Annotated in this window: 19 protein-coding genes and 1 riboswitch; of the genes, 4 read left to right on the top strand and 15 right to left on the bottom strand. The window is 59.3% G+C overall.

Translation table 11 applies throughout. From position 1 onward, the window contains the following. Nucleotides 1–221: 221 nt before the first annotated feature. The 3 genes from AC0L2B_RS12260 to AC0L2B_RS12250 form a co-directional block, all read right to left on the bottom strand. Nucleotides 222–2,063, bottom strand: a complete 1,842-nt coding sequence (locus tag AC0L2B_RS12260; RefSeq protein WP_473745500.1) for a type II toxin-antitoxin system HipA family toxin — start codon at nt 2,061–2,063, stop codon at nt 222–224. Nucleotides 2,064–2,343: 280 nt separating this feature from the next. Next, nucleotides 2,344–3,729, bottom strand: a complete 1,386-nt coding sequence (locus AC0L2B_RS12255) for a M16 family metallopeptidase (protein ID WP_473745535.1) — start codon at nt 3,727–3,729, stop codon at nt 2,344–2,346. 4 nt (nt 3,730–3,733) lie between these two features. Beyond that, nucleotides 3,734–5,320, bottom strand: a complete 1,587-nt coding sequence (locus tag AC0L2B_RS12250; RefSeq protein ID WP_473745498.1) for a M16 family metallopeptidase — start codon at nt 5,318–5,320, stop codon at nt 3,734–3,736. A gap of 488 nt (nt 5,321–5,808) precedes the next feature. On the opposite strand from AC0L2B_RS12250, the gene AC0L2B_RS12245 reads away from it, so the two are divergent. Together AC0L2B_RS12245 and AC0L2B_RS12240 are read left to right on the top strand one after the other, a co-directional pair. Beyond that, nucleotides 5,809–6,021 carry a cold-shock protein gene (locus tag AC0L2B_RS12245; protein WP_008874821.1) on the top strand — a complete coding sequence of 71 codons (213 nt, stop codon included), beginning with the start codon at nt 5,809–5,811 and terminating at the stop codon, nt 6,019–6,021. A 219-nt stretch (nt 6,022–6,240) separates the two neighbouring features. After that, nucleotides 6,241–7,074 (top strand): prephenate dehydratase, encoded by an 834-nt coding sequence (locus AC0L2B_RS12240; protein ID WP_473513472.1) that lies wholly within the window; start codon nt 6,241–6,243, stop codon nt 7,072–7,074. A gap of 396 nt (nt 7,075–7,470) precedes the next feature. On the opposite strand, the gene hemN is transcribed toward AC0L2B_RS12240, so the two are convergent. Both hemN and AC0L2B_RS12230 read right to left on the bottom strand, forming a co-directional pair. Next, on the bottom strand, nt 7,471–8,805 hold the full coding sequence (gene hemN / locus AC0L2B_RS12235) for an oxygen-independent coproporphyrinogen III oxidase (RefSeq protein ID WP_473513504.1): 1,335 nt from the start codon (nt 8,803–8,805) through the stop codon (nt 7,471–7,473). Nucleotides 8,806–9,009: 204 nt separating this feature from the next. After that, nucleotides 9,010–9,477 (bottom strand): Ros/MucR family transcriptional regulator, encoded by a 468-nt coding sequence (locus tag AC0L2B_RS12230; RefSeq protein WP_065011147.1) that lies wholly within the window; start codon nt 9,475–9,477, stop codon nt 9,010–9,012. A 536-nt stretch (nt 9,478–10,013) separates the two neighbouring features. Here AC0L2B_RS12230 and AC0L2B_RS12225 point away from each other — a divergent pair. Further along, nucleotides 10,014–11,051 carry a cytochrome-c peroxidase gene (locus tag AC0L2B_RS12225; RefSeq protein ID WP_095780368.1) on the top strand — a complete coding sequence of 346 codons (1,038 nt, stop codon included), beginning with the start codon at nt 10,014–10,016 and terminating at the stop codon, nt 11,049–11,051. 220 nt (nt 11,052–11,271) lie between these two features. Here the strand turns inward: AC0L2B_RS12225 and tdh are convergent, their stop codons facing one another. The 10 genes from tdh to AC0L2B_RS12175 all read right to left on the bottom strand — a co-directional run bounded on the left by tdh (nt 11,272) and on the right by AC0L2B_RS12175 (nt 24,831). Next, nucleotides 11,272–12,324, bottom strand: a complete 1,053-nt coding sequence (gene tdh, locus AC0L2B_RS12220; protein WP_473745497.1) for an L-threonine 3-dehydrogenase — start codon at nt 12,322–12,324, stop codon at nt 11,272–11,274. A 328-nt stretch (nt 12,325–12,652) separates the two neighbouring features. After that, nucleotides 12,653–14,809, bottom strand: coding sequence for a peptidase domain-containing ABC transporter (locus AC0L2B_RS12215; RefSeq protein WP_473745496.1), 2,157 nt, complete (start codon nt 14,807–14,809; stop codon nt 12,653–12,655). Nucleotides 14,810–14,841: 32 nt separating this feature from the next. Continuing rightward, nucleotides 14,842–15,927, bottom strand: coding sequence for an HlyD family secretion protein (locus AC0L2B_RS12210; RefSeq protein ID WP_473745495.1), 1,086 nt, complete (start codon nt 15,925–15,927; stop codon nt 14,842–14,844). A gap of 511 nt (nt 15,928–16,438) precedes the next feature. Beyond that, nucleotides 16,439–16,600 carry a hypothetical protein gene (locus AC0L2B_RS12205; protein ID WP_156768246.1) on the bottom strand — a complete coding sequence of 54 codons (162 nt, stop codon included), beginning with the start codon at nt 16,598–16,600 and terminating at the stop codon, nt 16,439–16,441. Nucleotides 16,601–16,638: 38 nt separating this feature from the next. Next, complete coding sequence (locus tag AC0L2B_RS12200; RefSeq protein WP_163603080.1) at nt 16,639–16,800, bottom strand: hypothetical protein; 162 nt, start codon at nt 16,798–16,800, stop codon at nt 16,639–16,641. A 271-nt stretch (nt 16,801–17,071) separates the two neighbouring features. Then, nucleotides 17,072–17,233 (bottom strand): hypothetical protein, encoded by a 162-nt coding sequence (locus AC0L2B_RS12195; RefSeq protein ID WP_156768248.1) that lies wholly within the window; start codon nt 17,231–17,233, stop codon nt 17,072–17,074. 882 nt (nt 17,234–18,115) lie between these two features. Beyond that, entirely contained in the window at nt 18,116–20,461 is a 2,346-nt protein-coding gene (metE, locus tag AC0L2B_RS12190) for a 5-methyltetrahydropteroyltriglutamate--homocysteine S-methyltransferase (RefSeq protein WP_473745534.1), read from the bottom strand. A 114-nt stretch (nt 20,462–20,575) separates the two neighbouring features. After that, a riboswitch (cobalamin riboswitch) is annotated at nt 20,576–20,776 on the bottom strand. 386 nt (nt 20,777–21,162) lie between these two features. Beyond that, on the bottom strand, nt 21,163–22,155 hold the full coding sequence (locus AC0L2B_RS12185; protein ID WP_065010978.1) for an adenosine kinase: 993 nt from the start codon (nt 22,153–22,155) through the stop codon (nt 21,163–21,165). A gap of 108 nt (nt 22,156–22,263) precedes the next feature. Further along, nucleotides 22,264–23,439, bottom strand: a complete 1,176-nt coding sequence (metK, locus tag AC0L2B_RS12180; RefSeq protein WP_065010977.1) for a methionine adenosyltransferase — start codon at nt 23,437–23,439, stop codon at nt 22,264–22,266. A 54-nt stretch (nt 23,440–23,493) separates the two neighbouring features. Continuing rightward, on the bottom strand, nt 23,494–24,831 hold the full coding sequence (locus tag AC0L2B_RS12175; RefSeq protein WP_065010980.1) for a serine hydroxymethyltransferase: 1,338 nt from the start codon (nt 24,829–24,831) through the stop codon (nt 23,494–23,496). A gap of 102 nt (nt 24,832–24,933) precedes the next feature. Here AC0L2B_RS12175 and AC0L2B_RS12170 point away from each other — a divergent pair, with 102 nt between their 5' ends. Continuing rightward, a complete protein-coding gene (locus AC0L2B_RS12170; protein ID WP_473745494.1) occupies nt 24,934–25,116 on the top strand; it encodes a hypothetical protein in 183 nt (60 codons plus the stop codon). Nucleotides 25,117–25,739 lie beyond the last annotated feature (623 nt).

Below are 25,739 nucleotides of genomic sequence, written 5' to 3'. Positions count from 1 at the left end.
GAGAGGGAGAATTCTTGAACTCTTCTGGTCGATGGCTTGCGGTTCTCACCATGTGCAAACTGAACAATGGACATCGGATAGGGCCCCTAGTACGGCCCCTCCACTGAGCATCTATCACTAGCCGGAACTTTTGAGCCCTTGCCAAGCTTTGTCCGGGAGGTCCCGTCTACCACGCTGGGAAGTGCGGTCCTTGGAAACCGGCATATCAGTTAGATCATCATCTACGCAAACCCATCGATGCGTTCGTGGACAATCGCGCGCATTTGCTCCGCCATCTTCGCGCCTTGAGAGCCGTCTGATAGAGGCGGCGGCAATTCGAGGTGGTTGAGAGCGCGTGAGAGGGCTGCAACGAGATCGTCGATGCTGCTATCCGCATCGGCTGCCTTGATGCCAGCCGTGCTCGCGAAAGCCTTGAAGTCGGCGCGCCGCAGACGATCGTCTCTGCCGTTCAGCTTGAGGGCCATCCGGTCTTTTTCGAGATGTGGAAACACGCGAGTCGTGACCGCGTCGTAGAGCGGAGCCATGCGGACTGAGCTGAACTGCGCGCTGCCGGGCTCTGCGATTTTCAGCAGTGCTATGTTCTTCAGGTGCATGTCGCCATCGGCGATCAGCCAGGCGAATAAGGATCGCCTGAGGACAAGCAGGACGTCGTCTTCGGGGGAGGTCGATAGCGGTCTTAGTGCCCGCGCGATTCGCTCCATTGTGCCGTCGTATTTTGCTTCCGTGGGCACACCGAGCACTGAGCAAAAATCCTCAAGCGCCAAAAGGTGCTTGTCGTCAAGGCTCGTTCTAATGTCGAACCGCTCGATGAGGAGCGCCGGAGGCATCCCGTCAGGCATGGGGACGAGCGCCGTCGCGGGCGTCTTGAAACCGGCCGCGCTGCCCAAAGCGAGCGACTGCCATTCGATAACCGGCAGGGGTTCAAATCCACCTGTACCGGCAGGCTTGAGGATATGGGTGAACGGTTTGCCGGTACTGGGGGAGAGAGTACCGTCGATATCGAGGAACATCGGCGCTTTGATCTGAACGCCCGATAAACGGGGCGTATCGGTACGCTCGAAAATCTGCGCCAGATTGCGCTCGAAGCTCTGCTCCAGATCGCCCCGACCCGGCCCTGCATACTGGCCAGTGAAGATAGAATTTCTAGTGAAGCCAGTGAGCCGGGTTAGCAGGAGGTCGGGCGGCAGGGCGGAGAGATCGCTCGCACGCTCGACGATGGTGATGTTGGACATGTAGCGTTTGCCCGAGCGCAGCGTCGCGCGCTCGTCGCGGTCATTCAACACCGACTCAAGCCAGCCTTCAGGCAGCAGCGAGAGGATGAAAGGAGGGAGCTTGCCCGGCGTGGTCTGGCGAACAAGTGGCGGGCCATCCTGATCGTCTGGATTCCAGCGCCACTCAAAACCATCATGTTTGAGATTGCCGAGCGGAGCGCCGTGCCACGCTACGATCAGATCGAACGCGGCTTCATTGCGCGCAGGCTCTGCGGTCACTGGACGGCGCAGCAGGAAGCGCTCAGCGTGCTCGCCTTCGCGATACCACTGATTTTCGCGGGCAAGCGCCCATGTCGCGTCGGCAGCGCCGTGGGCGCTGCCGTATTCTTCTATGAGGCGGTTCGCGATTGTCTCGCGCATCGTCTCATCGATGGATGCCGCGTGTTCGCTGCGCAGGCGGAAAGCTTCGAGGAAGCGCTGGCGCAGCGAGGAGACGTCGATCCGGAATTCTCCCATGCCATCATCGACATTCGCTTGAGCGACTGATGGGTGGTCGGGAGCTGCGTTCTGAATGATTTCCAGCGAGCGCAAGCGCGTGCGCTGTATTCGTCGCCCGCTCAGGAACAGACGGCCATCGCGGGTCGGGCCGAGAAGGACAGCGCTCGCCGCCGAGAGGTAAGCGTTGGGATACAGGTATTTGGCGATGCGGACGGCGTGTTTGAGTATCGTGGCCTCGATATCCTCCCCGGCATCGACATAGATGCCGCGCATTAGCTGGACGAGCTTGCCCGTTTCAGCCTGATAGTGGCTGCGGGTTTTATCGATGTTTTCCCCGACGAGGTGAAGGGTCATTTTCTAACTTTCTCGTATGTGAAGTACGGGAAAGTTAGCATACTGAGCTCCAGATGTTAAGAGAATTGAACTTTCACGTATTTCAAATACGCGAAAGTTAATACCTTCTCGGACGTCGACGGTCTCTCGCTCGGCAGTCGAGCCGCCGGGCGAGAGCCTAGTCTGCGGGCGAGCAGGCAGAAATCAAGGCGTTCATCCTGCCGCACCATAGTCGAATCAGCCAAACGTATGTGGGCGGAGTCCTTCAGCATCTATTCTTAGAGCGCGGGATTATTCGCTGTCACGGGACACCAGTTAGCCGCGGGCCAACGCCCATAATGGCGGGCTCGGCCGACAGCAGTTTCTTCGCCGCCGCCCTGACCTGGTCGAGCGTCACCTGCTCGATGAGGGCAGGGCGGTGCTGGATGTAGTCTATGCCGCGCTTGTCGAGCTGCAGCCTGAGAAGCGTGGCTGAAACCGCCGTGGAGGAACCCAGATTGCTCATAGCATAGGCCCCGATCAGATACTTTTTGCTCGCTTCGAGCTCGGCCGCTGTTGGCCCGGTGTCCACCAGCTCCTTGATTACTTGTCTAATCAGGTCGAGCGTCTCCGCCGCCCTGTCGGCGCGCGTCGACGTGGTCACGACAAGCGTGTTGGAATGCTGGTGGCCTTCCAAACTAGAGGACACACCGTAGGCCAGGCCACGCTTTTCCCGCACTTCCTGGAACAGACGTGAGGTGAATGGCGAGCCTCCGAGTATATCGTTAATCAGCTGCGCGGCATAGAATTCCGGGTCGCTGCGTCCGACGCCGGGAAAAGCCAGCTGGAGAGAAGTCTGGGGCAGGGCGTATGCGACCAACGTCCACTGGCCGAGCTTCGGGGTGACATCAGGTACCTGGGCGAGCGCCTGCTTCTGAGGCAAATCGCCGAACAACTGGTCGAGCCTTGCACTCAGGGCTTTGGCATCGATGTCGCCGACAACCGCCACGTGCAGCCCCTCGCGGGCGAAAGCGGCCTTGTGGAAGGCGCTTAGATCGGCGGGCGTTATGCGGGCCAGGCTTTCCTTGGTGCCCTCGGGCGGCCTCGAATACGGATGCGCGCCGTAGAGCCTGCGCCGCCATGCATCCCTGCCGATCGCGTGAGGTTCGCGCTCGTTGGCAATAATGCCGGAGAGAAGCTGAGCGCGGATTCGGTCAAAGGGTTCCTGATCGAAGCGGGGCCTGTTCAACGCGAGCCTGATGAGATCGAAAGCGGCGTCCTGGCGCTGGGAAAGCATGCGCACCGAGCCATAGATGCCGTCAGGCCGCGCGTGGAAGCTCATCTCAGCGCCGGCATCATCGAGCCGCACCTGAAAGGTGTCGCCGCCGTGATCGCCTGCGCCCTCGTCGAACAAGCCGGTCATCAAATTGGCAAGCCCCTCCTTACCGGCCGGGTCCTGGCTGGTGCCGCCGTCAAACACGAACTGGAGCGTGACGATCGGCAGCTTATGGTCTTCCACCAGCCAGGCGGTGATCCCCTTTTCAGATTTCACCTCCTGGATGTTCGCCGCAGCACGGGCGGTACACGCTGGCAGGGTGAGGAAGAAAATAGCAAGGCAAAGGACAGCCAGCCAGGAGGCGAGGCGCCAGCCTTGTCCAAAAGGAGAGGGCAATGCCTGTGGAATGGCCCTGCGGAATTGGTTCGTCATCATATCAATTTTCCTTGGGCAGGAGATAGCCGGTGGTCGAATGGTCGGACACGAGGTAGCGGGCGGCAACGGCCTTAACCTGATCGGCCGTGACCTTGCGGATGCGGTCCGGCCATTCCTCGACGTCTTTCACATTGCCGCCTGTGGCAAGCGTGGCGCCATACATGCCAGCGACGGAGACCTGCTCGTCATGGGCGAAGATGAACGAGCGGATATAGCGGTTTTTCGTCTTCTCCAGTTCGTCGCTGGTGATGCCGTTCCTGGCGATGCTCGCTATCTCGGCGTCGACTGCGGCCTCGATATCCGCAAGCTTCGCCTTGCCGCGCGGCCAGCCACGGATGCTGAACTTGCCAGCATCCAGCATGGTGCCATCGAAATCAGCGTCGGCCGCTGCGGCTATGCCCTGCTTCACAACGAGCTCCTGGTACAGCCGGCTGCGGTTGCCCCCGGCGAGAATCTGTGCCAGCAGGTCCAGCGCCTCGGCTTCGCCGGGCTCGGCGGTGCGATAGGACGGCACCACCCAATATCTGGAAAAGGTGGGGACCGAAACGCGGCCATCCCTTAGCGTCAATGTGCGCCTGGTGTTCTGCACCGGCTCAGACGGGCGTTCGCGTGGCGGCAGATCTGGTCCACGCGGGACCTTGCCATAGGTCTTCTCGGCCAGCGCCTTCACGGCCTCGGGCTCGACGTCGCCTGCCACCACCAGCACGGCGTTGTTCGGCCAGTACTTGTCATAAAAAGCCACGGCGTCGTTGCGGTCCAGCTTCTCGATCTCGTGCATCCAGCCGATCACCGGGATCCGGTAGGGTTGGCTCTGCCAGAGCGTCGTGACGACCTCCTCATCGAGAAGCGCCTCCGGATTGTTATCGACCCTCAAGCGACGCTCCTCGCGGACCACGTCCCGCTCGGTGTTGATGACGTCATCCGTGAGGGTGAGATTGCGCATGCGATCAGCCTCGAAGCTCATCATCTGCTCCACTGCCGAGGGCGCCACTCTTTCGTAGAAGGCAGTATAATCGTAAGAGGTGAAGGCGTTTAGCGAGCCCCCGATCTCCGCCACCGCGCGGTCCAACTCGCCGGCGCCGTGATTGGCCGTCCCTTTGAACATCAGATGCTCGAAGAAATGCGCGATGCCGGATTTGCCCGGAGGTTCGTCGGCACTGCCGACCTTGTACCACACCATATGGGTGACGATGGGCGCGCGGTGATCGGGTATGACGACCACCTCCATGCCGTTGTCGAGCAGGAAATTCGCTATGTCATAGGCGGCCGCCGGAGACGGCGCGGTGGTCAGAAATGCCAGCGCGGTCGCAAAAAGTGCGCCCCGCAGCCAAGCAGACGGTGGCTTCGGTTGTGGTGACCGGGCGATGGACAAGGTTCGCAGGGAAGTGAGTTGTCCCTCAATTTGAAGGTGCTGCGTCCCTGTCGCCCCCACTGGGAGAAGGTGGATCCGTGGGCAGCGCCGGTCCAGACGAGCCCTCACAATGCTGCCAGGCCCGGCTGGGATGTCAGTTTTGAGTAGGTCGGCGAAAGGTGGGGCGGCATTTTTCTGTGTGGGGATCATGGGACGACTCTCCTGCGCGTTTTGCATGACCCCGCAGGAACCGTGCCAGATGAGAAAGCCGTTTCGGCGATGCGATTCAACGGACTCTGTGTTGCCTACCTCCGACATTGTCCGACGTCAGACACCGCCGACTGGGGAGCCTTGCCGCTTAAAGAGGTGGCTAGGTGAAATACCCTTAGGACTGCGGCGAAGATGGTGGCGTTAGCGCGCGCCCGTAGTTGCTGGTCCGCGTACTCTTGCTCACATCGGCCGATCGCAGGTCCCTAACAGGACTCCAAACCAGCGATAGACGCGGTTCTGGAATTTACCGGAGCGTTTCAGAACTTGTGTTTGCCATTTGAAGCGCCAGCGCGGGAGACGCTGTCCGCGACAGGCGGTCATGATGGAGCTTGCGAGCCGCTTTAGCGATTTGACCGGGCTTTTGCTATTTTAGCTTTTGCTGCCCTAAAGTCTCGGATATGAAGCGGACCTGGCTTATGGCCTGCCTACATTGAATGGTTACAAAGGAATACACTATGGCGACTGGAACGGTGAAGTGGTTCAACAGCACTAAGGGATTCGGTTTTATCCAGCCTGACAACGGAGGTCAGGACGTTTTCGTCCACATTTCCGCTGTCGAACGAGCAGGCCTCTCGACCCTTAATGAGGGCCAGAAGATCAACTACGAGGTCGAACAGGACCGCCGTACTGGCAAATCATCCGCTGGCAGTCTCAGCAAAGCTGGCTGACCTTTTTCTGCTTCTGCCCGGCAAGAGCCGGGCAGAAGTGCCACTGACCGCGCCATAGGAGCGGGCAAGAACACGGATCCCCGCCGACTGGGGCAGCGGATTGTAGCAAGCTGCTAAATTCTACTGCCACACGATGTTGCAAGCGAAGAGGGGCGGGTCCCAGCCCTCTTAATTTCTGCAGCAGATGCTTATCGCATTCTCGATCGAGCGTGCCGGGGAATGAACGAGCAATTCAGCCAGCCTCCAGCGATCGACACCTCCTGGATCAAGCGGGCAGGGTACATTGGCCCTGAGGGGACCTGGACCCATCAAGCCTCGCTGGACCTCTTTGGTGACCAAGTTGAACTCGTTCCGTTCAGCGACGGATTGTTCGAAGCATATGAGAATGGCTGCGTCGACGTTGCATGCGTCCCAGCTACGACCTCTCTGGTCGGAGCCACTCCCTACCTCGACCAAGTCTTGAGCTTGAGGTCTCCCACGATTATCGCCGAGTACCCGAAGGTCCTGAGCTACAGCCTCATGGCCAGCAAGGATGCGAGTTTCTCGATGATCGCTAAGGTGGTGGGCCACCCCGTGGCCTTGCAGGAGGTGGCCGGGTGGCTCGACGAGAACATGCCCAATGTCGAGCGAGAGAGCTGTACGGGAGCGACATCTTTCGTCGCTAAGCAAAAATCTCCCTCGATAGCGGCATTTGGTCCTGCGCTTGGTGCCAAGCTGTACAATCTGCAGATATTGCGAACAGGAATTGAAGAAGGGCTGCATAACGTTACGCGGTGGTGGGTGCTCGGGCACAGGACCCCTGCGCCGACAGGATTTGACCGGACGACACTTCACCTCCGCGTTTCAGAGGAAAATCTCGGTTGTGTTCTGAACAGGTTCTCGAATGACAATTTAGCCGTTCTCAATGTCTATCAGCGTCCGACCTGCGAGCGGCTAGACACCCATCAGTATGTCATCGATGTCGCTGGACACGTTTTGACGCACCCGGCGCTGGCCGCGTTGGCGGAGATTGATGGCCTGAGAATTCTCGGATCGTACCCACGTCGCTATTAGTTGTGGCTAGGCTAGGCTAGTTTCCGTCCATAACCCCAAAACTGTTGATCTTATCACTGACGAATAAAAGCCTGCCGCATCGAACTTGATGCGATGTACACGTAATGCGCGAGCGATGGACGAGATCATCGCGCCGACGGTCTTGTCGTTCCGCCAGTTTCTTGCCTGCGAAACGGTAGTATTCATAGGCACAGATGTCGACCGGCCGGGCATCTCACAAAACCAGTGACCGTTGTATGACTGTGACGCGTTGTGGGCGGCACGCTCGTCCATTCGGGAACGTCCAACACTTCAATCCGCGCAGGGGCGCCGTGACCGGGGCCTGCGGCAGTTTTACGAGCGTGCCGTTTGGCACGAGCTTATCGCTTTGGCGCCCCTCACGCTGCTTGGCTGTGCTTATGGGACAACCCGGTCGAGAAAAGCATCGAATGCGGCAGCAACAGCGCGAATCACGAAGCGATGCTCCTGCCGCACCCGGATGAGACCGTTTTCGATGTCCACTACCCCGTCCTCGGCCAGCTTCGCCAGGCGTTCAGTTGAATCGAGAAAGCGGATTGGATCGAATCCATATGCCGCACAGATTGCCGGCACATCGGCCTCCAAATCGCACATCAGCCGCTCGATGATTGCGGCTCGCACGCGGTCTTCGTCTGTGAGCCGGTAGCCTTTTGACGTTGCCAGACGGCCACCTGCTATGTGCCGGCTGTAGGACTCGTGTGTCACCTCGTTCTGGACGTAACCATCGCCGACCCGCCCGATAGCCGACGCGCCGAAACCGATCACGGTTTTGCAGGTGTCGGCCGAGTAACCCAGCGAGTTACGGCGTAGCCGACCGCGGGTCTGCGCCAGCGTAAGTTCGTCGTCCGGCAAGGCGAAATGGTCGAGGCCGATCTCTCGGTAGCCGGCCGCAACCAGCGTATCTGCCACGGCCGCAGCCTGTTCGGCGCGGGCGACGCTGTCCGGCAGAGCAGTCTTCTCGATCAGGCGCTGATTCTTGATCACCGATGGAATATGCGCGTAGCCGAACACCGCAAGTCGGTTGGGACGCATGGCGGCGGTTGCCGCCGCAGTCTGGACGCAGGACTCTACCGTCTGATTCGGGAGACCGAACATGAGATCGACGTTGATGCCGCTTACTCCATGCCGGCGCAGCTCTTCGACGGCAGCGGCCGTCTGCGCCTCGCTCTGGACCCGGTTGATCGCTTTCTGAACAATTGGATCAAAACTCTGCACCCCGAGACTCGCGCGGCTCACATTGGCTGCTCCCAGTGCCTCGGCGATCTCGCGCGTGAACGTGCGCGGGTCAATTTCGACGGCGATCGTAGCGGGCTCCCTGAACGCGAAGCGGCGGCGCAGGAGTTCGATCATGGCCAAGAATTCCGCTGCCCCGATCAGGGTCGGGGTTCCACCGCCGAAATGCACGTCGTTCACGACGAGCCTCTGCGGCACTTGCTCCGAGACCAAACGGATCTCGTCACGCAGATCGGCCACATAGTCGAGGATCGGACCATGGTTGCGGGCAATCGTGGTCGGAAAGCCGCAATACCAGCAAATCGATCGGCAGAACGGAATGTGGAGATAGAGCGACACCGGATCGTCAGCCGGCAGACCTCTTAGCCATTCCTCATAGCTTTCTGCGCCGACCGCTGCGGAGAACTCCGGCACAGTCGGATAGATGGTGTACCAAGGCAGGAGAGCCTCGCGATGTTCTTTCAGGATAGAAGTCTGCAACAGTTTCCCTCCCAAGTTGACAACTGTCCTCCTTTTACCCCTGCGATCTCCTGTGTCTCTGCGCTATGTCAATTCCATTCCGCTTCGCGCCGTGTAATCACACCGTGCAAGGAAAAGGCGGGATTTGATCCCGCCTTTCGATGTTTCGCTCACATCATGCCGATCGAGCCGCCAGCCCCACAGCGGGTCTGGATGAGGAAGAAGTCACGCTGGTACCTTCTTTCTGGACCGCTTCTCCGGCGCCGAGACTTCAGGCTCTTTCGGTTTGCGGCCGAGTCCCATTGTCTTGGCCAACGCAGAGCGGGCAGCCGCATAGTTCGGCGCGACCATGGGATAGTCCGCCGGCAGACCCCATTTGGCGCGATATTCATTAGGGCTCAGCCCGTAATGGGTCGACAGATGACGCTTTAGCGATTTGAATTTCTTCCCATCCTCAAGGGAGACAATGTAGTCCGGCGTCACCGATTTTCTGATCGGGACCGCCGGCGTCAACACCGTCGGCTCTTGTGCCGAGACGCGACCGGCCGCCGTGCCCTTCAAAGCTTCGTGCACTTGGCCGATCAGGGCTGAAAGGTCCCCCACCGGAACGGGATTGTTGGAAACATAGGCTGAGACAACATCTGTGGTAAGCTGGATGAGGTTGTCGATGTTTTTGAAGTCTTCTTCTGGCATGAAACTCTCCGGTGGATTGGTCTGCGGAGCGTCGCTTCTAGTGGTGATTTCCGGTGAAAGCAACAAATGTCACGACAGGATTGTTCGTTGCTCGTCCAAGATTGAGGTCTATAGCACCACATCACGCGGTCGTGACACTGATCTGCCTGGTAGTCGCTGTCCCATAACTGCGCCAGTGTCCGCCTTTCCGTTCCGATCTCGTCCGTCTGAATTGCAGAGGGAAGACGCAGAAACCTTGTAAACCATGAGCCGTGCACTCGATGGGGGCAGAAAAGCTTGCGCGTATGAAACAGGCTGGCGTTGCGCCAGCATGTGGCGACAGGCCACAGAACCGACCAAACCCTCAGGCGAACAAACAGCGACTGCGCGCGCGCCACCATTGAATCCGCCGTCGGGCGATGAATCGCAGTCAATGTCTCCGCCGCTCGATTGGCTTGGTCGACAGGCACGATTCCCTCGATCCGCTGATCTAGCGCAGGGCGTTCGCAGGCCGCATGTGGAGAATGGTTTCCGTGCACATCGTAAGGACTCCATTTATGAAAATTCTATTCCCTGCGGTGGCTGTTGCGCTTGTGGCAGCCACAGCTTTTGCTGCGCAGTCCATTCCGCCAGACCTCAGAGAAACGGCACTGGCCACCTTCAAGCCCTTGCCATTCACGCCGGCGCTCGCCAACAACCCGAGCACGCCGGACAGGATTGCCCTCGGCAAGGCACTGTTCTTCGATCCACGCCTCTCGTCCTCAGGCGTTTTCTCCTGCAACTCGTGCCACAACCTGGCCACCGGGGGCGACGACAATCGTGAAACTTCGATTGGCCATGGTTGGCAGAAGGGGCAGCGCAACGCGCCGACGGTGTTTAACTCTGTCTTCAACAAATCACAGTTTTGGGACGGTCGCGCCGAAGACCTGAAAGCTCAGGCCAAAGGGCCGATACAGGCCGGTGTCGAAATGGCCAACACACCGCATCGAGTGGTCGAGACGTTCAAATCGATGCCGCAATATGTGGAGTTGTTCCATTCAGCTTTCCCGGATGAGGCCAATCCCATCACCCTCGACAATCTAGTCAATGCACTCGCAGACTACGAGGCGACACTGGTCACGCCGGCCCCCTTCGACGCCTTCCTCAATGGCGATGAGACCGCCATCGGTCCCAAAGAGAAACAGGGCCTGGCCCTTTTTATCGAAAAGGGCTGCTCGTCCTGCCATTCCGGTGTCAATATTGGTGGGGAAGGCTATTATCCATTCGGCCTCGTTGAGAAGCCTAGCGCCGACATTCTGCCGGAGAACGACAAGGGACGATTCGCCGTCACCAATGTACCCGAGGATTCCTATGTTTTCCGCGTGCCGTCGCTGCGCAACGTAGCAATCACCGCGCCATACTTTCATTCGGGCAAGGTCTGGGACCTGAGCGAGGCCGTCGCCATCATGGGCACCACCCAGCTTGGCCAAGAGCTAACGCAAATCGAAATCGATCGGATCGTTGCCTACCTTAATTCGCTGACCGGAAAGCGACCGGAGATCACATATCCCATCTTGCCAACTGAAACGCCCACAACACCTCGACCTCGATCCTAGGCATTGGGAAAACAGGCGATCGCGTCGGGGGCCAATGAGCATTCCTTGACCGATCTGGGCGAATGGCCACAAGCGCAGCCGTCCGATTGGGCCGTGATACGTCGCGGCACGATTGAGCGTCGCATGTTGGTGGCATGAGCCACTGCCTTGCACCAGCGATGCCCCTCGCGGGGAGATCGACGGCAGCCAGGGTGGCGTTCCCGTCAGCACCTCCGCAAAGTCACATCGACCAGTCGCCCTGCCAGTCCATCACCACCTTGCCGGAATTGCCGCTCTTCATCGCCTCGAAGCCGGAAATATAGTCGTCCACGCCGATGCGGTGGGTGATCAAACCACTGACGTCGAGCGGACCCTGCACCAGGGCGATCATCTTGTACCAGGTCTCGAACATCTCGCGGCCATAAATGCCCTTGAGATGCAGCATCTTGAAGATGACCTTGTTCCAGTCGATCTCGAAGCCGGTCGGCGCGATGCCCAAAATGGCGATCTTGCCGCCATTGTTCATGGTGTCGATCATGTCGCGGAAGGCGGGTGCCGCACCCGACATTTCGAGGCCGACGTCAAAACCTTCGGTCATGCCGAGCGCCGGCATGATATCGCGCAGCTTTTCCTTCGACGCGTCGACCACATGCTGGACGCCGAGCTTTTTCGCCAGCGCCAGCCGCACCGGGTTGATGTCGGTGATGACCACTTTTCGCGCACCGACGCACTGCGCCACCAGTGCAGCCATGATGCCGATCGGCCCAGCGCCGGTGACCAGCACGTCCTCGCCGACCAAATCAAAGGACAGTGCGGTGTGAACCGCATTGCCCAGCGGATCGAAGATTGCGGCGATCTCGTCGGGCACGTCGTCGGGGATCGGCACGACGTTGTGCTGCGGGATCGCCAGATATTCACCGAAGGCGCCGGGCCGGTTGACGCCGACGCCGAGGGTGTTGCGGCACAGATGCCCCCTGCCCGCCCGGCAATTGCGGCAATGGCCGCAGACGATGTGGCCTTCGCCCGAAACACGCTGGCCGACCTTGTATTCGGTGACCGCCGCGCCGAAGTCGGCGACCGTGCCGACGAATTCGTGGCCGGTCACCATCGGCACCGGCACGGTCTTCTGCGCCCACTGGTCCCAATTGTAGATGTGGACGTCGGTACCGCAGATCGCGGTCTTCCTGATCTTGATCAGAACGTCGTTCGGGCCGATTTCCGGCACCGGCACTTCTTCCATCCAGATGCCCGGCTCGGCCTTGGCCTTGACCAGCGCCTTCATCATGTTCGACATCAGAATCTCCTTACACGTAGTGTGGTGCGACCAACCGCTCGACCGCACGGACCGCCATATCGCCACCGTGCTTGCCGGCAGCCTGAGCAAGGAGCGTGAGCGGGCCACTTCCTCCCGCAGACCTGGCAGGCGCCTTCCCCAGCTGGTGAAGCTACCGGCAGGGCAGGAGGTTCACCGCTTCTACACAGCCTAGCGGGAGCCGATCTTCTTTGACCGCTCGACCGACGGGCGGTTCAGCGCTCCCGACGGCTCCTATGGCGTTCTGATGAGCCCACCAGCGCGAAGCCATGATTGGTCTTGGGATCTGCAATGTCCTCACCTGAAGCTGTTAGCTGGTTTCGGTTTGCACTCGCCACAAGCGAGCGTAAGCGCCTTCAGTTGCCACCAAATCAGCATGCCTTCCCTCCGCAACAACCCGCCCCTTGTCCAAGACCACTATCTTGTCGGCGCAACGGACGGTGCTGAGTCGATGAGAGATGATGACTATGGTCTTGCCGCCCCGACGCAGATCCTCAACCACTCGCAGGACAAACGCCTCGGCGACCGAGTCGAGAGAGGAGGTTGCTTCGTCGAGGATCAGGATCTCCGGATCCCGATACAGAGCCCGAGCCAACGCAAGGCGCTGCTTCTCGCCTCCGGAGAGGCGTACGCCGCTTTCGCCTAGATAGGCCTGGAAGCCACCGGGCCAGCGCTCGATCACCTCCCGCAGCCCTGTTTGATCGCAGATTTGGAGAATCTTTTCGACGTCCGGCTCGAACTCGCCAAGGGCGATGTTGTCGATCACCGAGCCCGAGAACACGTCGACCGATTGCGGCACCGCAGCCACAACCTTACGCAGGGATACGGTCGAGAGGTCCTGGAGGGCATAGCGGCCTATCCGTATGTGTCCACCCTCAAGCGGGTAGACATTCTGCAGCAGCGCCGCAAGGGTGCTCTTGCCCGAGCCGCTTTCCCCCACCACCGCTGTCATTTCCCCCTGACGGAAGGTGACGCTAAGATCCTGGAAAAGCTCGAGCTGGCTACCATGGCGGAACGTGACCTTCTCCAGGTGGATGTCGCCAATGTCGGATTTGTCGGCATTGATGCCGCCACCGCTTCCCGGCTCTAGGTCGAAGATCTCGAACAGGCGATCCGCCGCGATAAAAGCATCCTGAACGATCCGGTTGGTCTGAATCAGACTGGCAACCGGCCGGGTGACATAGCCCAGCAAGGTGTAGCAGGACAGTAATTCGCCGGGCGTGATGGTTTGATCGAGGGCAAGCGTCGTTCCGAACCACAGCAGCACGATGGTGAATAGAGTTGCGAGGAAAGTCGAGGTACTGTCTCCAAAGATCGAGATCAGGCCGGAGCTGTAGACGGAATGAAGCATCTTGATGAAGCGGGTCTCCACCTGGAAGTTCGCGAAGCTCTCCATGCCGGAGATCTTGATCGTGGAGACAGCTCCGAGTGACTCCACCAGTTGCGTTTCAAGTTCGGCAGCGTTCTCCATCATGGCGCGCTGTCGATTCCTATGCAGCCGGTTGATGGTCCAATAGACGGAGAGGTACAACGGGATGGAGGCCGCTACGACCAACGCGATCTTCCACGAGTAGATGAACATCAGTCCTAACGAGAACAGTATCATTAGCACGTCGACGAACATGTTGATCGAGACGTCGTTCAGGAAGCTCCTGATCTTCACCGCGTCATTCATGCGGGAAATGATTTCGCCCATGCGCATCGTGTCGAAGAACTTCTGAGGCAGGCTTAGGATGTGATTGTAATAGCCAAGGATTAGGTGGACGTCGATCTTCTGTCCCGTTTGCAGGACGAGCCGGTTTCTGAGGAGATTGATTACGACCTGTACAGTCAAGATCAGCAGCATGGCGACGCTCATCAGGTTGAGCAGATTTCGGTTGCCCGCTGTAATCACATGATCGACGATTTTCTGGACGTAAATGGCCGTCGAGAGCCCAAGGATCGTCGTCACCAGGGCCCCGGCGAGAGCCTGCGCCATCGCCGCCTTGTGTGGCGCAAGCAGACGTACGAAACGACCTAGGGGTGAGCTGGTCTCGTCGCGGCGCTTGAAGGTGTCTGCCGGAACCAGGAGCACCAGGGCGCCAGTCCATTGCTTTTTGAATTCCTCGTGCGCCAGCTTGCGGATTTCACCATAGGCTGGGTCCATGACGATGACCCACCTGGCATTGATCGCCTGGACTACGACGAAGTGATGCAGGACCTCGTTGACGATTACGTGCGCGATGGCGGGCTTGGGGATCTTGTATAGGCTGTCGAAGCCACCCTTTACCCCCTTGGCAACGAAGCCCAGCTTCCGGGCCGCTTCCATGAGGCCCAGCACAGTAGTGCCGGAGCGGTCGGTCGAGGCATACTGCCGGACGCGCGACAGCGGCAGCTTGTAGCCATAGAAGGCCGCGACAGAAGCAAGGCTGGCGGCCCCGCAATCGGTGATGTCGCGCTGCTTGAACTTGATGGCTTTGCTCGACATAGCGGCTCGCTGACTTTTTGGAAAATGAAGGATCAGTGGCTCGCCAGGAGCGGATTGAGCCAATCGTCGGCCTCGTTGTACAGGAGTCCCAGGACACTGCGGTCACCCAGGAGGAAGCGGGCCCGGACGGTCATGCCTTTCTTCAGGTTACCGATGACCCCGTGCTTGAGGGCGAGGTGGCGGCGAGAGAGCGCGCAGCGGACCTTGAAGACCGGTCTCCCGTCGTGCAGGGTGAAGTCGTGCGCCACGTCGAGCACCGTCGCGTCAATGACACCCCATTGATTGTAGTTGAAGGCATCCACTTGGAGACGCACCGACTGGCCCGGGCGGACAAAGCCGATGTCGTTGGGGGAAACGAAGATTTCCGCCACCAGTTCACCATCCGGCGAAACCCAAGCGACGGTTTGCCCGGCCTGGACGTAGCTGCTGGAAGCGAGGCCCGAGAATTGCTCGAGAGCGCCTGATACGGGGGCTCGAATGAGAGTCAGGTCCCGTTCGCTCTCAAGCTGATGCACGGTGGCCGTGAGTTCCTGGAGGCGCAGGTTAACGTCGAACAGCTGCTGGTTCCATTCGGCCAATTTGCGCCGGGCGAGGATCTCGCCCTGGATCTCGACATTCTGAAGTGCGAAGGCGTTTTCCTCAACGGACTTTGCCGGTGCTACAGCAGCGGAGAGCAGTCGCTTAGCACGCTCAAGTTCCGCGGCCGCATTATCGCGGGCATTTTGGTTCTCCCGCAGCAGGTTGAGGAAATGGGCGCGCTCGGCCGTGGCTGACTCGGTTAAGAGGCGGATCGGGTCCTTGGCTTGCGTGCCGGAGGAGATCAGGGTTTCGAGGTCACTGGCAAAATCGCTCTTCGCGCGAATATCGCCTTTAAGCGCCCTGAGCTTTTCCTCAACCACCCCATCATCGAGGGCGAGGATCTCTTGCCCCTGAGCAACCAGATCGTTTTCGGCGGCAAGGATGCGGGAGATGCGTCCGGAGACCGGCGCCACCAGGGGCGTCTTCTCGACGGCGGGTCGAATAATACCGGCACTTTGGAAAGATACCATTACTGTGATGAAAGGCAGCGAGACCAGCGCCGCAGCCACAGAGAGCAAAATAATCTTGTAGATGATCAAAGATCTATATGATCCTCGAGAAAGGATGCTCTCTGCAGTGCAGTTGGCAAGTTCAGGAATAAGTGAGATATTGATCACGGTCTCGCTGGTCACAATGATATTGATCTATGATGTTGCCAATCATCCACCATGTCTTCGGCGCGTACTACATCAACGAATCCTACAGCAGAAACTGAGGCTATGAACCAAGGGCCACCGGAAGTCGATGATCCCGCTTCTCGGGTTAACTCGGTCAAGCCGTATACTGATATGTCGGTATCCATTGTTTTCCTTTCCAACATTCAACGATGAAAGTCGGCGATCATTCTGCAGCTCGGCAGCACTCCCCCGCGCCTAAAGGCGGCAATACCCATGCCGACTACGCAAATAGAGGCCAAAAAGGCGTTCTGTAGCTTATTCCAAACCCAACTGAGAGTGCGTCGGCCGTACATCACGCATACGACAAACCAGGCGACATCTGCCTGGAGGTGACCGAGGTCAACCCCAGGCGGCGCGAATATTATGGATCTTCTTAATGATGCTTAATATATGTTATCACGGCTGCTATACCCAGTGCTATCGCAGCAACTCCGCCAAATACTGCCGACGCCAGCCAGAACCACCCTCCGGACGTTGCACATGCTTCTTCGCGCGTTAACTCGGTCACACCATAGGCTTGCAGATTGGTCTTCATTTTTTCTCCTTTCTTAGAGCTTGAAATGTAAGGGTGAATCAGTGATTTGGGTCGGCGACTTTTGCCCCTATGCTTACAGCTGCAAGGCCGAACGTCCCCAAAATCGCGAAAGCTATTGCCCAAAACATCCCTCCCGAAATTGCAGATGCTTCTTCGGGAACCAATTCGGTCACACCATAAGCTGACATTTCCGCCTTCATTTGTTTTCTCCTTTCCCAGAGCTCAAAATAATACGATGAATCAGTAATGCACGCTCGGCGGCGTGTGCCGCCGTCCAACGAGAACATCAAGAGTCGTGCCAACTGCACAGGAAGCTCCGGAACAGCGCTTATGCTTTTTTGTTTCGGCGGCTTAATTGAGAGCGCGGCGGCACGCCGGGCCGAACATCACGCTGTCAGCGCGACAAACCAGGCCACAGCTGCCTGGAGATGACAAAGGTCAACCCCAGAGCAGTCGCGAATATTATGGATCTTAATGATGCTTAACATATGTTATCACGGCTGCTATACCAAATACTAACGCAGCAACTCCGCTAAATACTGCCGACGCCAGCCAGAACCACCCTCCCGACGTTGCACATGCTTCTTCGCGCGTTAACTCGGTCACACCATAAGCTTGCATATTGGTCTTCATTTTTTTCTCCTTTCCTAGAGCTTGAAATGTAAGGGTGAATCAGTGATTTGGGTCGGCGACTTTTGCCCCTATGCTTACAGCTGCAAGGCCGAACGTCCCAAAATCGCGAAAGCTATTGCCCAAAACATCCCTCCCGAAATTGCAGATGCTTCTTCGGGAGCCAATTCGGTCACACCATAGGCTGAGATATCGGTCGTCATTGTTGGCCCATTCTAGTGCTGAATAAGAGCATGAATCAGTGATACCGGTCGGACGCGTATGCCGCCATACCACTAGAACATCAAGAGTCGTGCCAACTGGGTAGGAAGCGCCTCAGAAAAACTGTTCTGCACGTTATCAATGGCTTCACTGAAAGCGCGGCAACACGCCGGGCCCAAAATCGCCGTGTCGCTAACTCGACAAACCCGACAGTAGGGGCCAACCCAAGGTGCGTCGGTCTCCTTAGGTCGGCGCTGAGGTCCGGGTTCGTACGTCGGGCCGCGACCGGGACATCCATTGTGCAACCGAAGCTACGTCATCGAAGCGACGAGTCCGGCTGTAACGGACTCGACTGGATCGGCCGCTATCTCGATGGTGCCGGTGCTCAGGCGGCATCCTCAAGCGTTGGCCCTCGGTGAAGTGTCTGTTGGCCGCTGGCGCCTGTGAGAGGCTGCAGCTCATGGACAAAGCCGTCTTCCTTCATTTCGTGGCGAAATCATCCGTCCTTCGGACGACCAGAAGCGCTTCCAGATCCTGCCCGCCGCTGAGTCGTCGCGCGGACCTTCGGCTGGACGACAAGGGTGGGGGGCCTCGCACGCGTCTTCGAGCAGTGCGCGGCTTTTCGATGCCGTTCCTTCTGCCTTGAATTCGATCCGCGAATCCCGCTGGTCACATGTTTGCCGGTCACACTGGCCCAGCGACCTGCGCCCGCTCTTTCTCCCGCAGCGCGCATGCGGCAGCGACCATGTTCATGAGGGCAGGCCGGACCTCCTCCCATTTCCTTGTTTTGAGGCCACAATCCGGATTCACCCACAGTTGGCCGTCCGACAGTCGCGCGCGGGCAAGTTGGGCGAGATGTAAAATTTCGCCGACTTCCGGGATACGTGGTGAGTGAATGTCGTAGACGCCAGGACCGATGTCATTCGGATATTTGGACTTCGTGAAGGCGTCTAGCAGTTCCATTTTGGAGCGCGACGTCTCAATCGAAATCACGTCCGCGTCCAGTTCAGCGATCGAGTCGATGATCTCATTGAACTCAGAATAGCACATGTGGGTGTGAATTTGGGTCGCGTCCGCTACACCCGTTGAAGCGAGCCGGAAGCATTCGACAGCCCAGCCGAGATAATGTTTCCAGTCGGACTTCCGCAGGGGCAAGCCTTCGCGAAACGCGGCCTCATCGATCTGGATCACCCTTGCGCCAGCTCTTTCCAGGTCGGCCACTTCATCGCGGATGGCGAGCGCGATTTGGCGGCAGACCTCGGCGCGGGGTACGTCGTCGCGCACAAAAGACCAGTTAAGAATGGTCACTGGGCCTGTGAGCATGCCCTTTACCGGCTTTTTCGTCAGCGACTGGGCAAATTGCCACCAGAGGACCGTCATCGGATTGGGCCGCGATACGTCGCCGAAGATGATGGGAGGGCGCACGAGCCGGGAGCCGTAACTTTGCACCCAGCCATGCTGGGTGAAGGCGAGGCCGGACAGCTGCTCGCCGAAATGCTGCACCATGTCGTGTCGTTCGAACTCGCCGTGTACCAGCACGTCCAGCCCGATCTCCTCCTGCCAACGCACAGCCGCCTCAGTCTCCTTCTTCAGGAAGGCCTGGTAGTCGACATAGCTCAGCCGGCCCTTCGCGTGAGCGGAGCGCGCCCTGCGCACCTCGGGCGTCTGCGGGAAGGACCCGATGGTCGTCGTCGGGAACGGCGGCAGGCGGAGCGTGTCGGCCTGGACTCTCGAGCGCTTGGCAAATGCGCTCTTTCGTTGCTTCATGACGCCGTCAATGCTGCTAATTCGACCGTGGACGAGCGGATCATGGACCTTTGTAGACATTGCGCGCGCGGCGGCCGCCTCGGCAGAAGCTTTCAATGAGCCTGCTACGGCCTCCCTGCCTTCGGATAAGGCTTGGGCCAGCACGAGCAGCTCTTCAGTCTTCTGGGCGGCGAATGCCAGCCACGAACTGACGTCCACATCCAGCGCGGTCTCCATCCGCAGGTCCATCGGCACATGAAGCATCGAGCAGGAAGGCGCAATCTCGACGCGATCCAGCGGCCAGCCGGCAACGACCGGCTTGATGCGGTCGAGAATGGCAGCCAGGTTCGCGCGCCAGACGTTGCGGCCGTCGATCAAGCCAAGTGAGAGCACCAGATCCTTCGGTGCGAGCCGACCAACCGTCTCCAACTGCTCGGGAGCGCGCACGAGATCGAGATGTAGGCCCGCCAGGCGCAGCGAAAGCGTGGTCTCGAGATTGTCCCCGAGCGGCCCGAAATAGGTAGCCAGCATAATTTTCAACTTGGGCGCGGCTTTCGACAGCTGGCCATAGGTGAATTCGAAGGCAGCTCGTTCGATCGGGTTAAGATCGAGCACAAGCGCCGGCTCATCAATCTGCACCCAGTCCGCCCCCGAGAGCTCCAGCGTCCGCAGGAGTTGCTCGTAGACGGGCAGCAGCCGCGGTAGGAGCGCTATCGGATCGAAACCCTGGTCGGGAGACTTCGCCAGCTTGAGGAAGGTGACCGGTCCAAGGATGACCGGGCGTGTATGGATGCCAAGCTCTTTTGCCTCCAGAAAGTGATCGACTGGGTTCGTCGACGAGAGCGCGAATGTCTGATCCTGGCTCAGCTCCGGCACGATGTAGTGGTAGTTAGTGTCGAACCATTTGGTCATTTCCATCGCGGTTACGCGCTGCCCCTGAACTGCATGCCCGTGACTGGCGTGTCCACAACCCGCAGTATCGCCTTGCGTCCCGCGCGCCATCGCGAAGTAGATGTCGAGCGGGACCTCGCCGCCCGTCCAGCCGTAACGAGCTGGCACGGCGCCGACCATTGCTGCGGTGTCGAGCACATGGTCATACAGTGAGAAGTCGTTCGACGGGATTTTCGACACGCCGCGGTCGTGCTGCTCGCTCCAGCTGGCGGCACGGAGTGCCTTCGCCGTCGACAGAAGGTTGGCAGCAGAAGATTTTCCGGACCAGTAGCTTTCGAGCGCGAATTTCAGTTCTCGCCGGCGACCGACACGCGGCATGCCAAGCGTTGCTATGGGAACTTGCTGGGAGACATTCATTCCATACCCCGATGGTTGCGGCGGGGACAAGGAAGGCGCTAGCAGGCCGGCATAAACGCCGAGCTGCCGCGGCCACCAGACACCCCGCCCGTGACGTTGTTTACCGTGGCAGGTCTCCTGGCTCGCGGGTCACAGCCTCTGCCCCGTCTTCCCGGGGCAGTTCGCCCCAGTGACATTGATGGGTTTGGCTCGCCGCTTACAGTTGCGGGGGCAGCGCCGGCATTGCACCGGCTTCCCTCTTAGCTCTGCTACGGCAACGCCTAGCGGAGAACCACGACACGCGGACAATCGCAGCAGCCCGCTTTGTTGTCAATGAGGTATAAAGAAATGTTTATGTGTTTATGTGAACTGTTCACCTGCGGCTCCCAATTCGGAGGTCGCCGTAGAGCTGAGCCTTCTGCGCCACTCTCCGGTGTGCGCAGGCTGTGCCTGGCCGCTCGGGCAATCTGCCATTTGTACGATCCCGTCCCAAAACGACTTCGTCAAAAATGGCGCGTGTTGGCCATTCATGATCGGCAGTACTGGCCCGAAGTGCGACAACGTTCCTGAGCCTCAACAACCAGAAATTTGGAGAAAAACCGCCATCCTTCTCGGACTGGTACGCGTTCGATTTACACGCGCTCGTCTGGACAGCCTGCACAACAGGAAGGTGGGCAACACGTGGCGGAAATGCCGCCCTACAGCGAACCCGCCTGTTCAGCCTCGCGGCGCAAATTCTGCCGGGGTCTGGGGCCGATCTGCTGGATCACCAATCCGGCCGCCAGTGAGCCAAGGTCGCCGCAGGTCTGCAGGTCGCGGCCTTGCGTGTAGCCATGCAGGAAGCCGGCGGCATAGAGATCGCCGGCGCCTGTCGTGTCAACCAGTTCCTTGATCGCGGTCGCCTTGATCACCACGGTCTCGCCGCCGCGCACGATCACCGAGCCCTTTTCAGAACAGGTCACGGCGGCGATCCTGCAATCCGTGCGGATCTGCGCCAGTGCCTCGTCGAACGAGGCGGTCTGGTACAGCGACTTGATCTCGTGGCTGTTGGCAAACACGATGTCGACGGTGCCCGAGCGCATCAGCTCCAGAAACTCCTCGCGGTAGCGGTCGACGCAGAACGAATCCGACAATGTCATCGACACTTCGCGCCCGGCTGCGTGGGCGAGCTTCGCCGTCTGCCGGAACGCTTCCTTGGCGCGCGGCGGGTCCCACAGATAGCCCTCGAAATAGGTAACGGCGGCGCCCGACGCCTTGTCCGCCTCGACATCCTCCGGACCGAGCTCGACGCAAGCGCCGAGATAGGTGTTCATCGAGCGCTCGCCGTCCGGCGTGACGAAGATCATCGAGCGCGCCGTCGGCGGTTCGCCATTGAGCGGCCTGGTGTCGAAGGCGACGCCCTGGGCGTGCATGTCATGGGCGTAGATCTCGCCGAGCGTGTCATTCGAGACCTTGCCGAAGAAGGCGGCGCGGCCGCCGAAGCTGGCGACGCCCGCCGCCGTGTTGCCGGCGCTGCCGCCGGAGGCTTCGATGGCCGGGCCCATGCGGCTGTAGAGCAGCTCGGCGCGCCTCATGTCGATCAAATTCATCGCGCCCTTGATGATGCCGTTCGTCTCAAGGAATGCCTCGTCGCACTGGGCGATGATGTCGACAATGGCATTACCGATACAAAGCACGTCATAGTCCAGCATCTATTCATATCTCCGCCAAAAACCCACCCTCTGCCGCGCCGGGCGCGGGCGGGTTTTTGCAGGTGTGGAATGGAGTTGCCGTATGCCGCTGCATCCAACATCGGCGCATCACGCTGCTGCCGGTCCTGCCTCACGCAGCAGGTCCTCAGCTCTGTCCGTCCTTTCCCACGTGAACTCCGGCTCTTCGCGGCCGAAGTGTCCGTATGTCGCGGTCTTGCGGTATATTGGGCGTAAGAGATCAAGCATCTTGATGATGCCTTTCGGTCGGAGATTGAAAAGCTCAAGAACGACGCGCTCGATCCTTTTTTCGTCGATCTTTGCGGTTCCGAAGGTATTGATCAGGATAGACACCGGCGCGGCCACACCGATCGCGTAGGCAAGCTGAACCTCGCAGACATCCGCAAGGCCGCTTGCAACGACATTTTTTGCGACGTACCGCGCCGCATAGGCGGCCGAGCGATCAACCTTGGACGGGTCCTTGCCCGAAAAGGCGCCGCCGCCGTGACGCCCCATCCCACCGTAGGAATCGACGATGATCTTGCGTCCGGTGAGCCCGCAGTCGCCGCGCGGCCCACCGACCACGAACCGGCCTGTTGGATTGACCAGGAACCTTATCCCCGTCGTATCCAAGTCGTGGGGCAAGACCGGCCTTATGATCTCCTCAATGACGCCTTCGCGGACTGTGGCTTGTGAGACCTCCTCGTCATGCTGCGTCGACAGGACTATGGTATCAAGCGCTACCGGGCGCAAACCCTCATAACGGACGGACACTTGAGATTTAACGTCCGGGCGAAGCCAGCCAAGGCGTCCGGTTTGGCGCACCTCTGCCTGTTTTTTTGTCAATTCGTGAGCGAGTTGGATTGGCAACGGCATCAATGTTTCGGTCTCGTTGCACGCGTACCCGAACATGAGGCCCTGATCCCCCGCTCCCTGCTCGAGATCCTGCCCTCGTCCCTCGTCGACGCCCTGGCTGATGTCAGGCGACTGCTCGGTCAAGGCCAAGATCACGGCGCAACGCCGGCCGTCAAAGCCGATCGCATCGTCGTCATATCCAATGTCCAAGATGATATCGCGGGCAACTTGGCTGTAGTCGATCTGCGCGTCGCTGGTGATCTCGCCAGCCAGAACGACCATCCCTGACTTCACCAACGCTTCACAAGCAACACGAGCCGTAGGATCCTTGCGGAGGATCGCATCGAGGACGCCATCTGAGATATTGTCGGCCATCTTGTCGGGATGTCCCGCGCCGACGGATTCGGAAGAGAACACGAATTGTCTGGTCATGGAATGTCCTCGCTTCAAACGTTGGAATTGGATGTGACAGTTGATCTGGCCGTCTTACCTGTCGGAGATGCCAGGCACGTCGAACGCAGCGCAGAAGTCGGCAACGTCTCTGCGCACCCTGGCATGCACGTCCGAATCATCGGGCTGGCGACAGACCAGGTCGATGAAAGCGGCAATCTGCACCATTTCCGCCTCGCGCATGCCCACAGACGTCACTGCTGGCGTACCTAAGCGTATGCCGCTGGTGAGCGCGGGATGGCGCCGGTCGCCCGGCACCATGTTGAAATTCGTAATGATGCCCGCTTGCGACAAGCGCTCGGCATAGGCTTTCCCGGATAGCGGCCGGTCCCGAAGATCAAGGATCAGCATGTGATTGTCAGTGCCCCCCGTGACGAGCTCATAACCTCGCTGTAGAAGCGCCTGGGCCAGCGCCTTGGCATTTTTGACGATCTGCTGACCGTACACACGGAAGGACAGGTTCCCTGCTTCCTGCAGAGCGACAGCTAGCGCGGCAATCGTATTCATGTGCGGTCCGCCCTGGAGGAGAGGGAACACGGCACGGTCTATGCGTTTGGCCAGATTGTGTTTGCTCTTGGAATGATAGAGCGCCTGATAGCGGTCTTCATTCCTTGACAAGATGAAGCCACCGCGAGGGCCGCGGATCGACTTGTGAGAGGTGCTGGTGACCACATCGCAATGGCCAACAGGATTCGGATGCACTCCTGCGACAACGAGGCCGGTGATGTGGGCGATGTCGGCCACCAGATAGGAGTTCACCTCGGAAGCGATTTCGGCCATTGCCTCATAGTCAAAGATACGCGGATAAGCAGTTCCGCCGACCCAAATGAGCTTCGGTCGTTCCCGTTTGGCCGTCTCGCGCAAGCGGTCATGGTCAATCTGCTGCGTCTTTTCGTGCAGCCCGTACGGAACTCGCTGATAGTCAGTGCCGGAGAAGTTGACGACCCAACCGTGAGTCAGATGCCCGCCGCCGGGGAGGGTCAAGCCCATCATCTTGTCTCCCGGACACAACAGCGCTCGACAGACAGCCTGATTGGCCGGCGAGCCGGAATAAGGCTGCACGTTGGCGTGTTCACAGCCGAATAGCGCCTTCAATCGCCCGATGGCGAGGTTCTCAAGCTCATCGACGATCTCGTTTCCGGCGTAGTAGCGCGCGCCGGGATATCCCTCGGCATACTTGTTAGTGAAAATAGACCCGGTCGCTTCCAACACCGCCGAGGACGCGAAGTTCTCGGAGGCGATAAGTTTGAGGGTCGTCCGCTCCTGGCGCTCCTGTCTTACAAGCAGCTCGTGAACGCGAGAATCTACGGCAGCCAGGTGAGGCCACCCGTAAGTGTCAGGCTCCGCGATGGCGCCGCCAGTCGAATTGTTCATATCAGCTTCGCGCTCCATTGGGACTAAGTTTCAGGACAAGCAGGCGGCCACCTTGGACCGCGCCCCCTGTATCGCCTCCAGGCGCTGTAGGTCTTGTGTGTGATGGCCATCGCCGTGGGGCAGGAGATCAACCAGCAATTGAACCAAGCCGCCGTCCGAGCCTCCTGCTTCGAGGTGGTACGAAGGCCAGGGGCGCTGTTCGTTGCCGAGAAGAAAGCCGGCTCTGGCGAGCTGGCGGACGTGTGCGACCACGTGCTCGCGAGACAGACTCAGAACTTCCGCTAGCTCGCAGACGGTTAGGTCCGCATGCGCACAAAGGCCCAGGATTCGAAGTCGATCAAGATGAGCCGCGGCCTTTAGGCGCATGACCAGTGTCACCATCGGCCGGCACTCCTTGTATTGACTTCGTCCATTTGGCGTCCTCCCACTAATTTCAGAGGCAATCTTGCCGTCCGGCGAGGTCAATACGCCCGACCGCATCGCAGATCGTTTCCGATACGCCACGGTCTCGACCCGCGGCCCAAATGACAGGCTCAACGTACATATTCTCAGCGGTTTAGAGTGCTAAAAGTCCGCGATTTTCTTTGAAGGATCTGTTGCGACACGTGCATACCGGCTAGGATGCGCCCCAGCACAACGGCGGCTGCGCGGTAAGGCCGGCTTGCGAAGATGCGGCGAACGGCCGAGGCCTTCATGCGCTGGTCCCCGCGCGATGGGCAGGACGCTCAGCATCGACGGGGATGAAAAATCCATGTTGTCCATGGCTCCGATCTCTATCCCGATGGACCACATCCCTGGGAAACCAATATCCTGCTCGAAGTCGCCGCCGTCCACGGCGAACTCAAAGCATGGCTGCGGCGCAAGGCTCAATGCAGCTGACGATTGGCTTCATTGATTCTCAACAAGTG

The sequence above is a fragment of the Mesorhizobium sp. WSM4815 genome, from assembly GCF_055811575.1.
The sequence above is the reverse complement of the archived record's forward strand: the minus strand, read 5'-3'. Positions and strand labels throughout refer to the sequence as shown.

Bases quoted from the DNA above. Each gene is read 5' to 3' on its own strand.
- AC0L2B_RS12230 (WP_065011147.1), bottom strand. From the start codon at position 9,477: ATGCCAGAAGAAGACTTCAAAAACATCGACAACCTCATCCAGCTTACC.
- AC0L2B_RS12255 (WP_473745535.1), bottom strand. From the start codon at position 3,729: ATGACGAACCAATTCCGCAGGGCCATTCCACAGGCATTGCCCTCTCCT.
- AC0L2B_RS12240 (WP_473513472.1), top strand. From the start codon at position 6,241: ATGAACGAGCAATTCAGCCAGCCTCCAGCGATCGACACCTCCTGGATC.
- AC0L2B_RS12170 (WP_473745494.1), top strand. From the start codon at position 24,934: ATGGCCATCGCCGTGGGGCAGGAGATCAACCAGCAATTGAACCAAGCC.
- AC0L2B_RS12185 (WP_065010978.1), bottom strand. From the start codon at position 22,155: ATGCTGGACTATGACGTGCTTTGTATCGGTAATGCCATTGTCGACATC.
- AC0L2B_RS12175 (WP_065010980.1), bottom strand. From the start codon at position 24,831: ATGAACAATTCGACTGGCGGCGCCATCGCGGAGCCTGACACTTACGGG.
- AC0L2B_RS12195 (WP_156768248.1), bottom strand. From the start codon at position 17,233: ATGAAGACCAATATGCAAGCTTATGGTGTGACCGAGTTAACGCGCGAA.
- AC0L2B_RS12200 (WP_163603080.1), bottom strand. From the start codon at position 16,800: ATGAAGGCGGAAATGTCAGCTTATGGTGTGACCGAATTGGTTCCCGAA.
- metK (WP_065010977.1), bottom strand. From the start codon at position 23,439: ATGACCAGACAATTCGTGTTCTCTTCCGAATCCGTCGGCGCGGGACAT.
- tdh (WP_473745497.1), bottom strand. From the start codon at position 12,324: ATGTCGAACATGATGAAGGCGCTGGTCAAGGCCAAGGCCGAGCCGGGC.
- AC0L2B_RS12225 (WP_095780368.1), top strand. From the start codon at position 10,014: ATGAAAATTCTATTCCCTGCGGTGGCTGTTGCGCTTGTGGCAGCCACA.
- AC0L2B_RS12250 (WP_473745498.1), bottom strand. From the start codon at position 5,320: ATGCAAAACGCGCAGGAGAGTCGTCCCATGATCCCCACACAGAAAAAT.
- AC0L2B_RS12260 (WP_473745500.1), bottom strand. From the start codon at position 2,063: ATGACCCTTCACCTCGTCGGGGAAAACATCGATAAAACCCGCAGCCAC.
- AC0L2B_RS12215 (WP_473745496.1), bottom strand. From the start codon at position 14,809: ATGTCGAGCAAAGCCATCAAGTTCAAGCAGCGCGACATCACCGATTGC.
- AC0L2B_RS12205 (WP_156768246.1), bottom strand. From the start codon at position 16,600: ATGAAGACCAATCTGCAAGCCTATGGTGTGACCGAGTTAACGCGCGAA.
- AC0L2B_RS12245 (WP_008874821.1), top strand. From the start codon at position 5,809: ATGGCGACTGGAACGGTGAAGTGGTTCAACAGCACTAAGGGATTCGGT.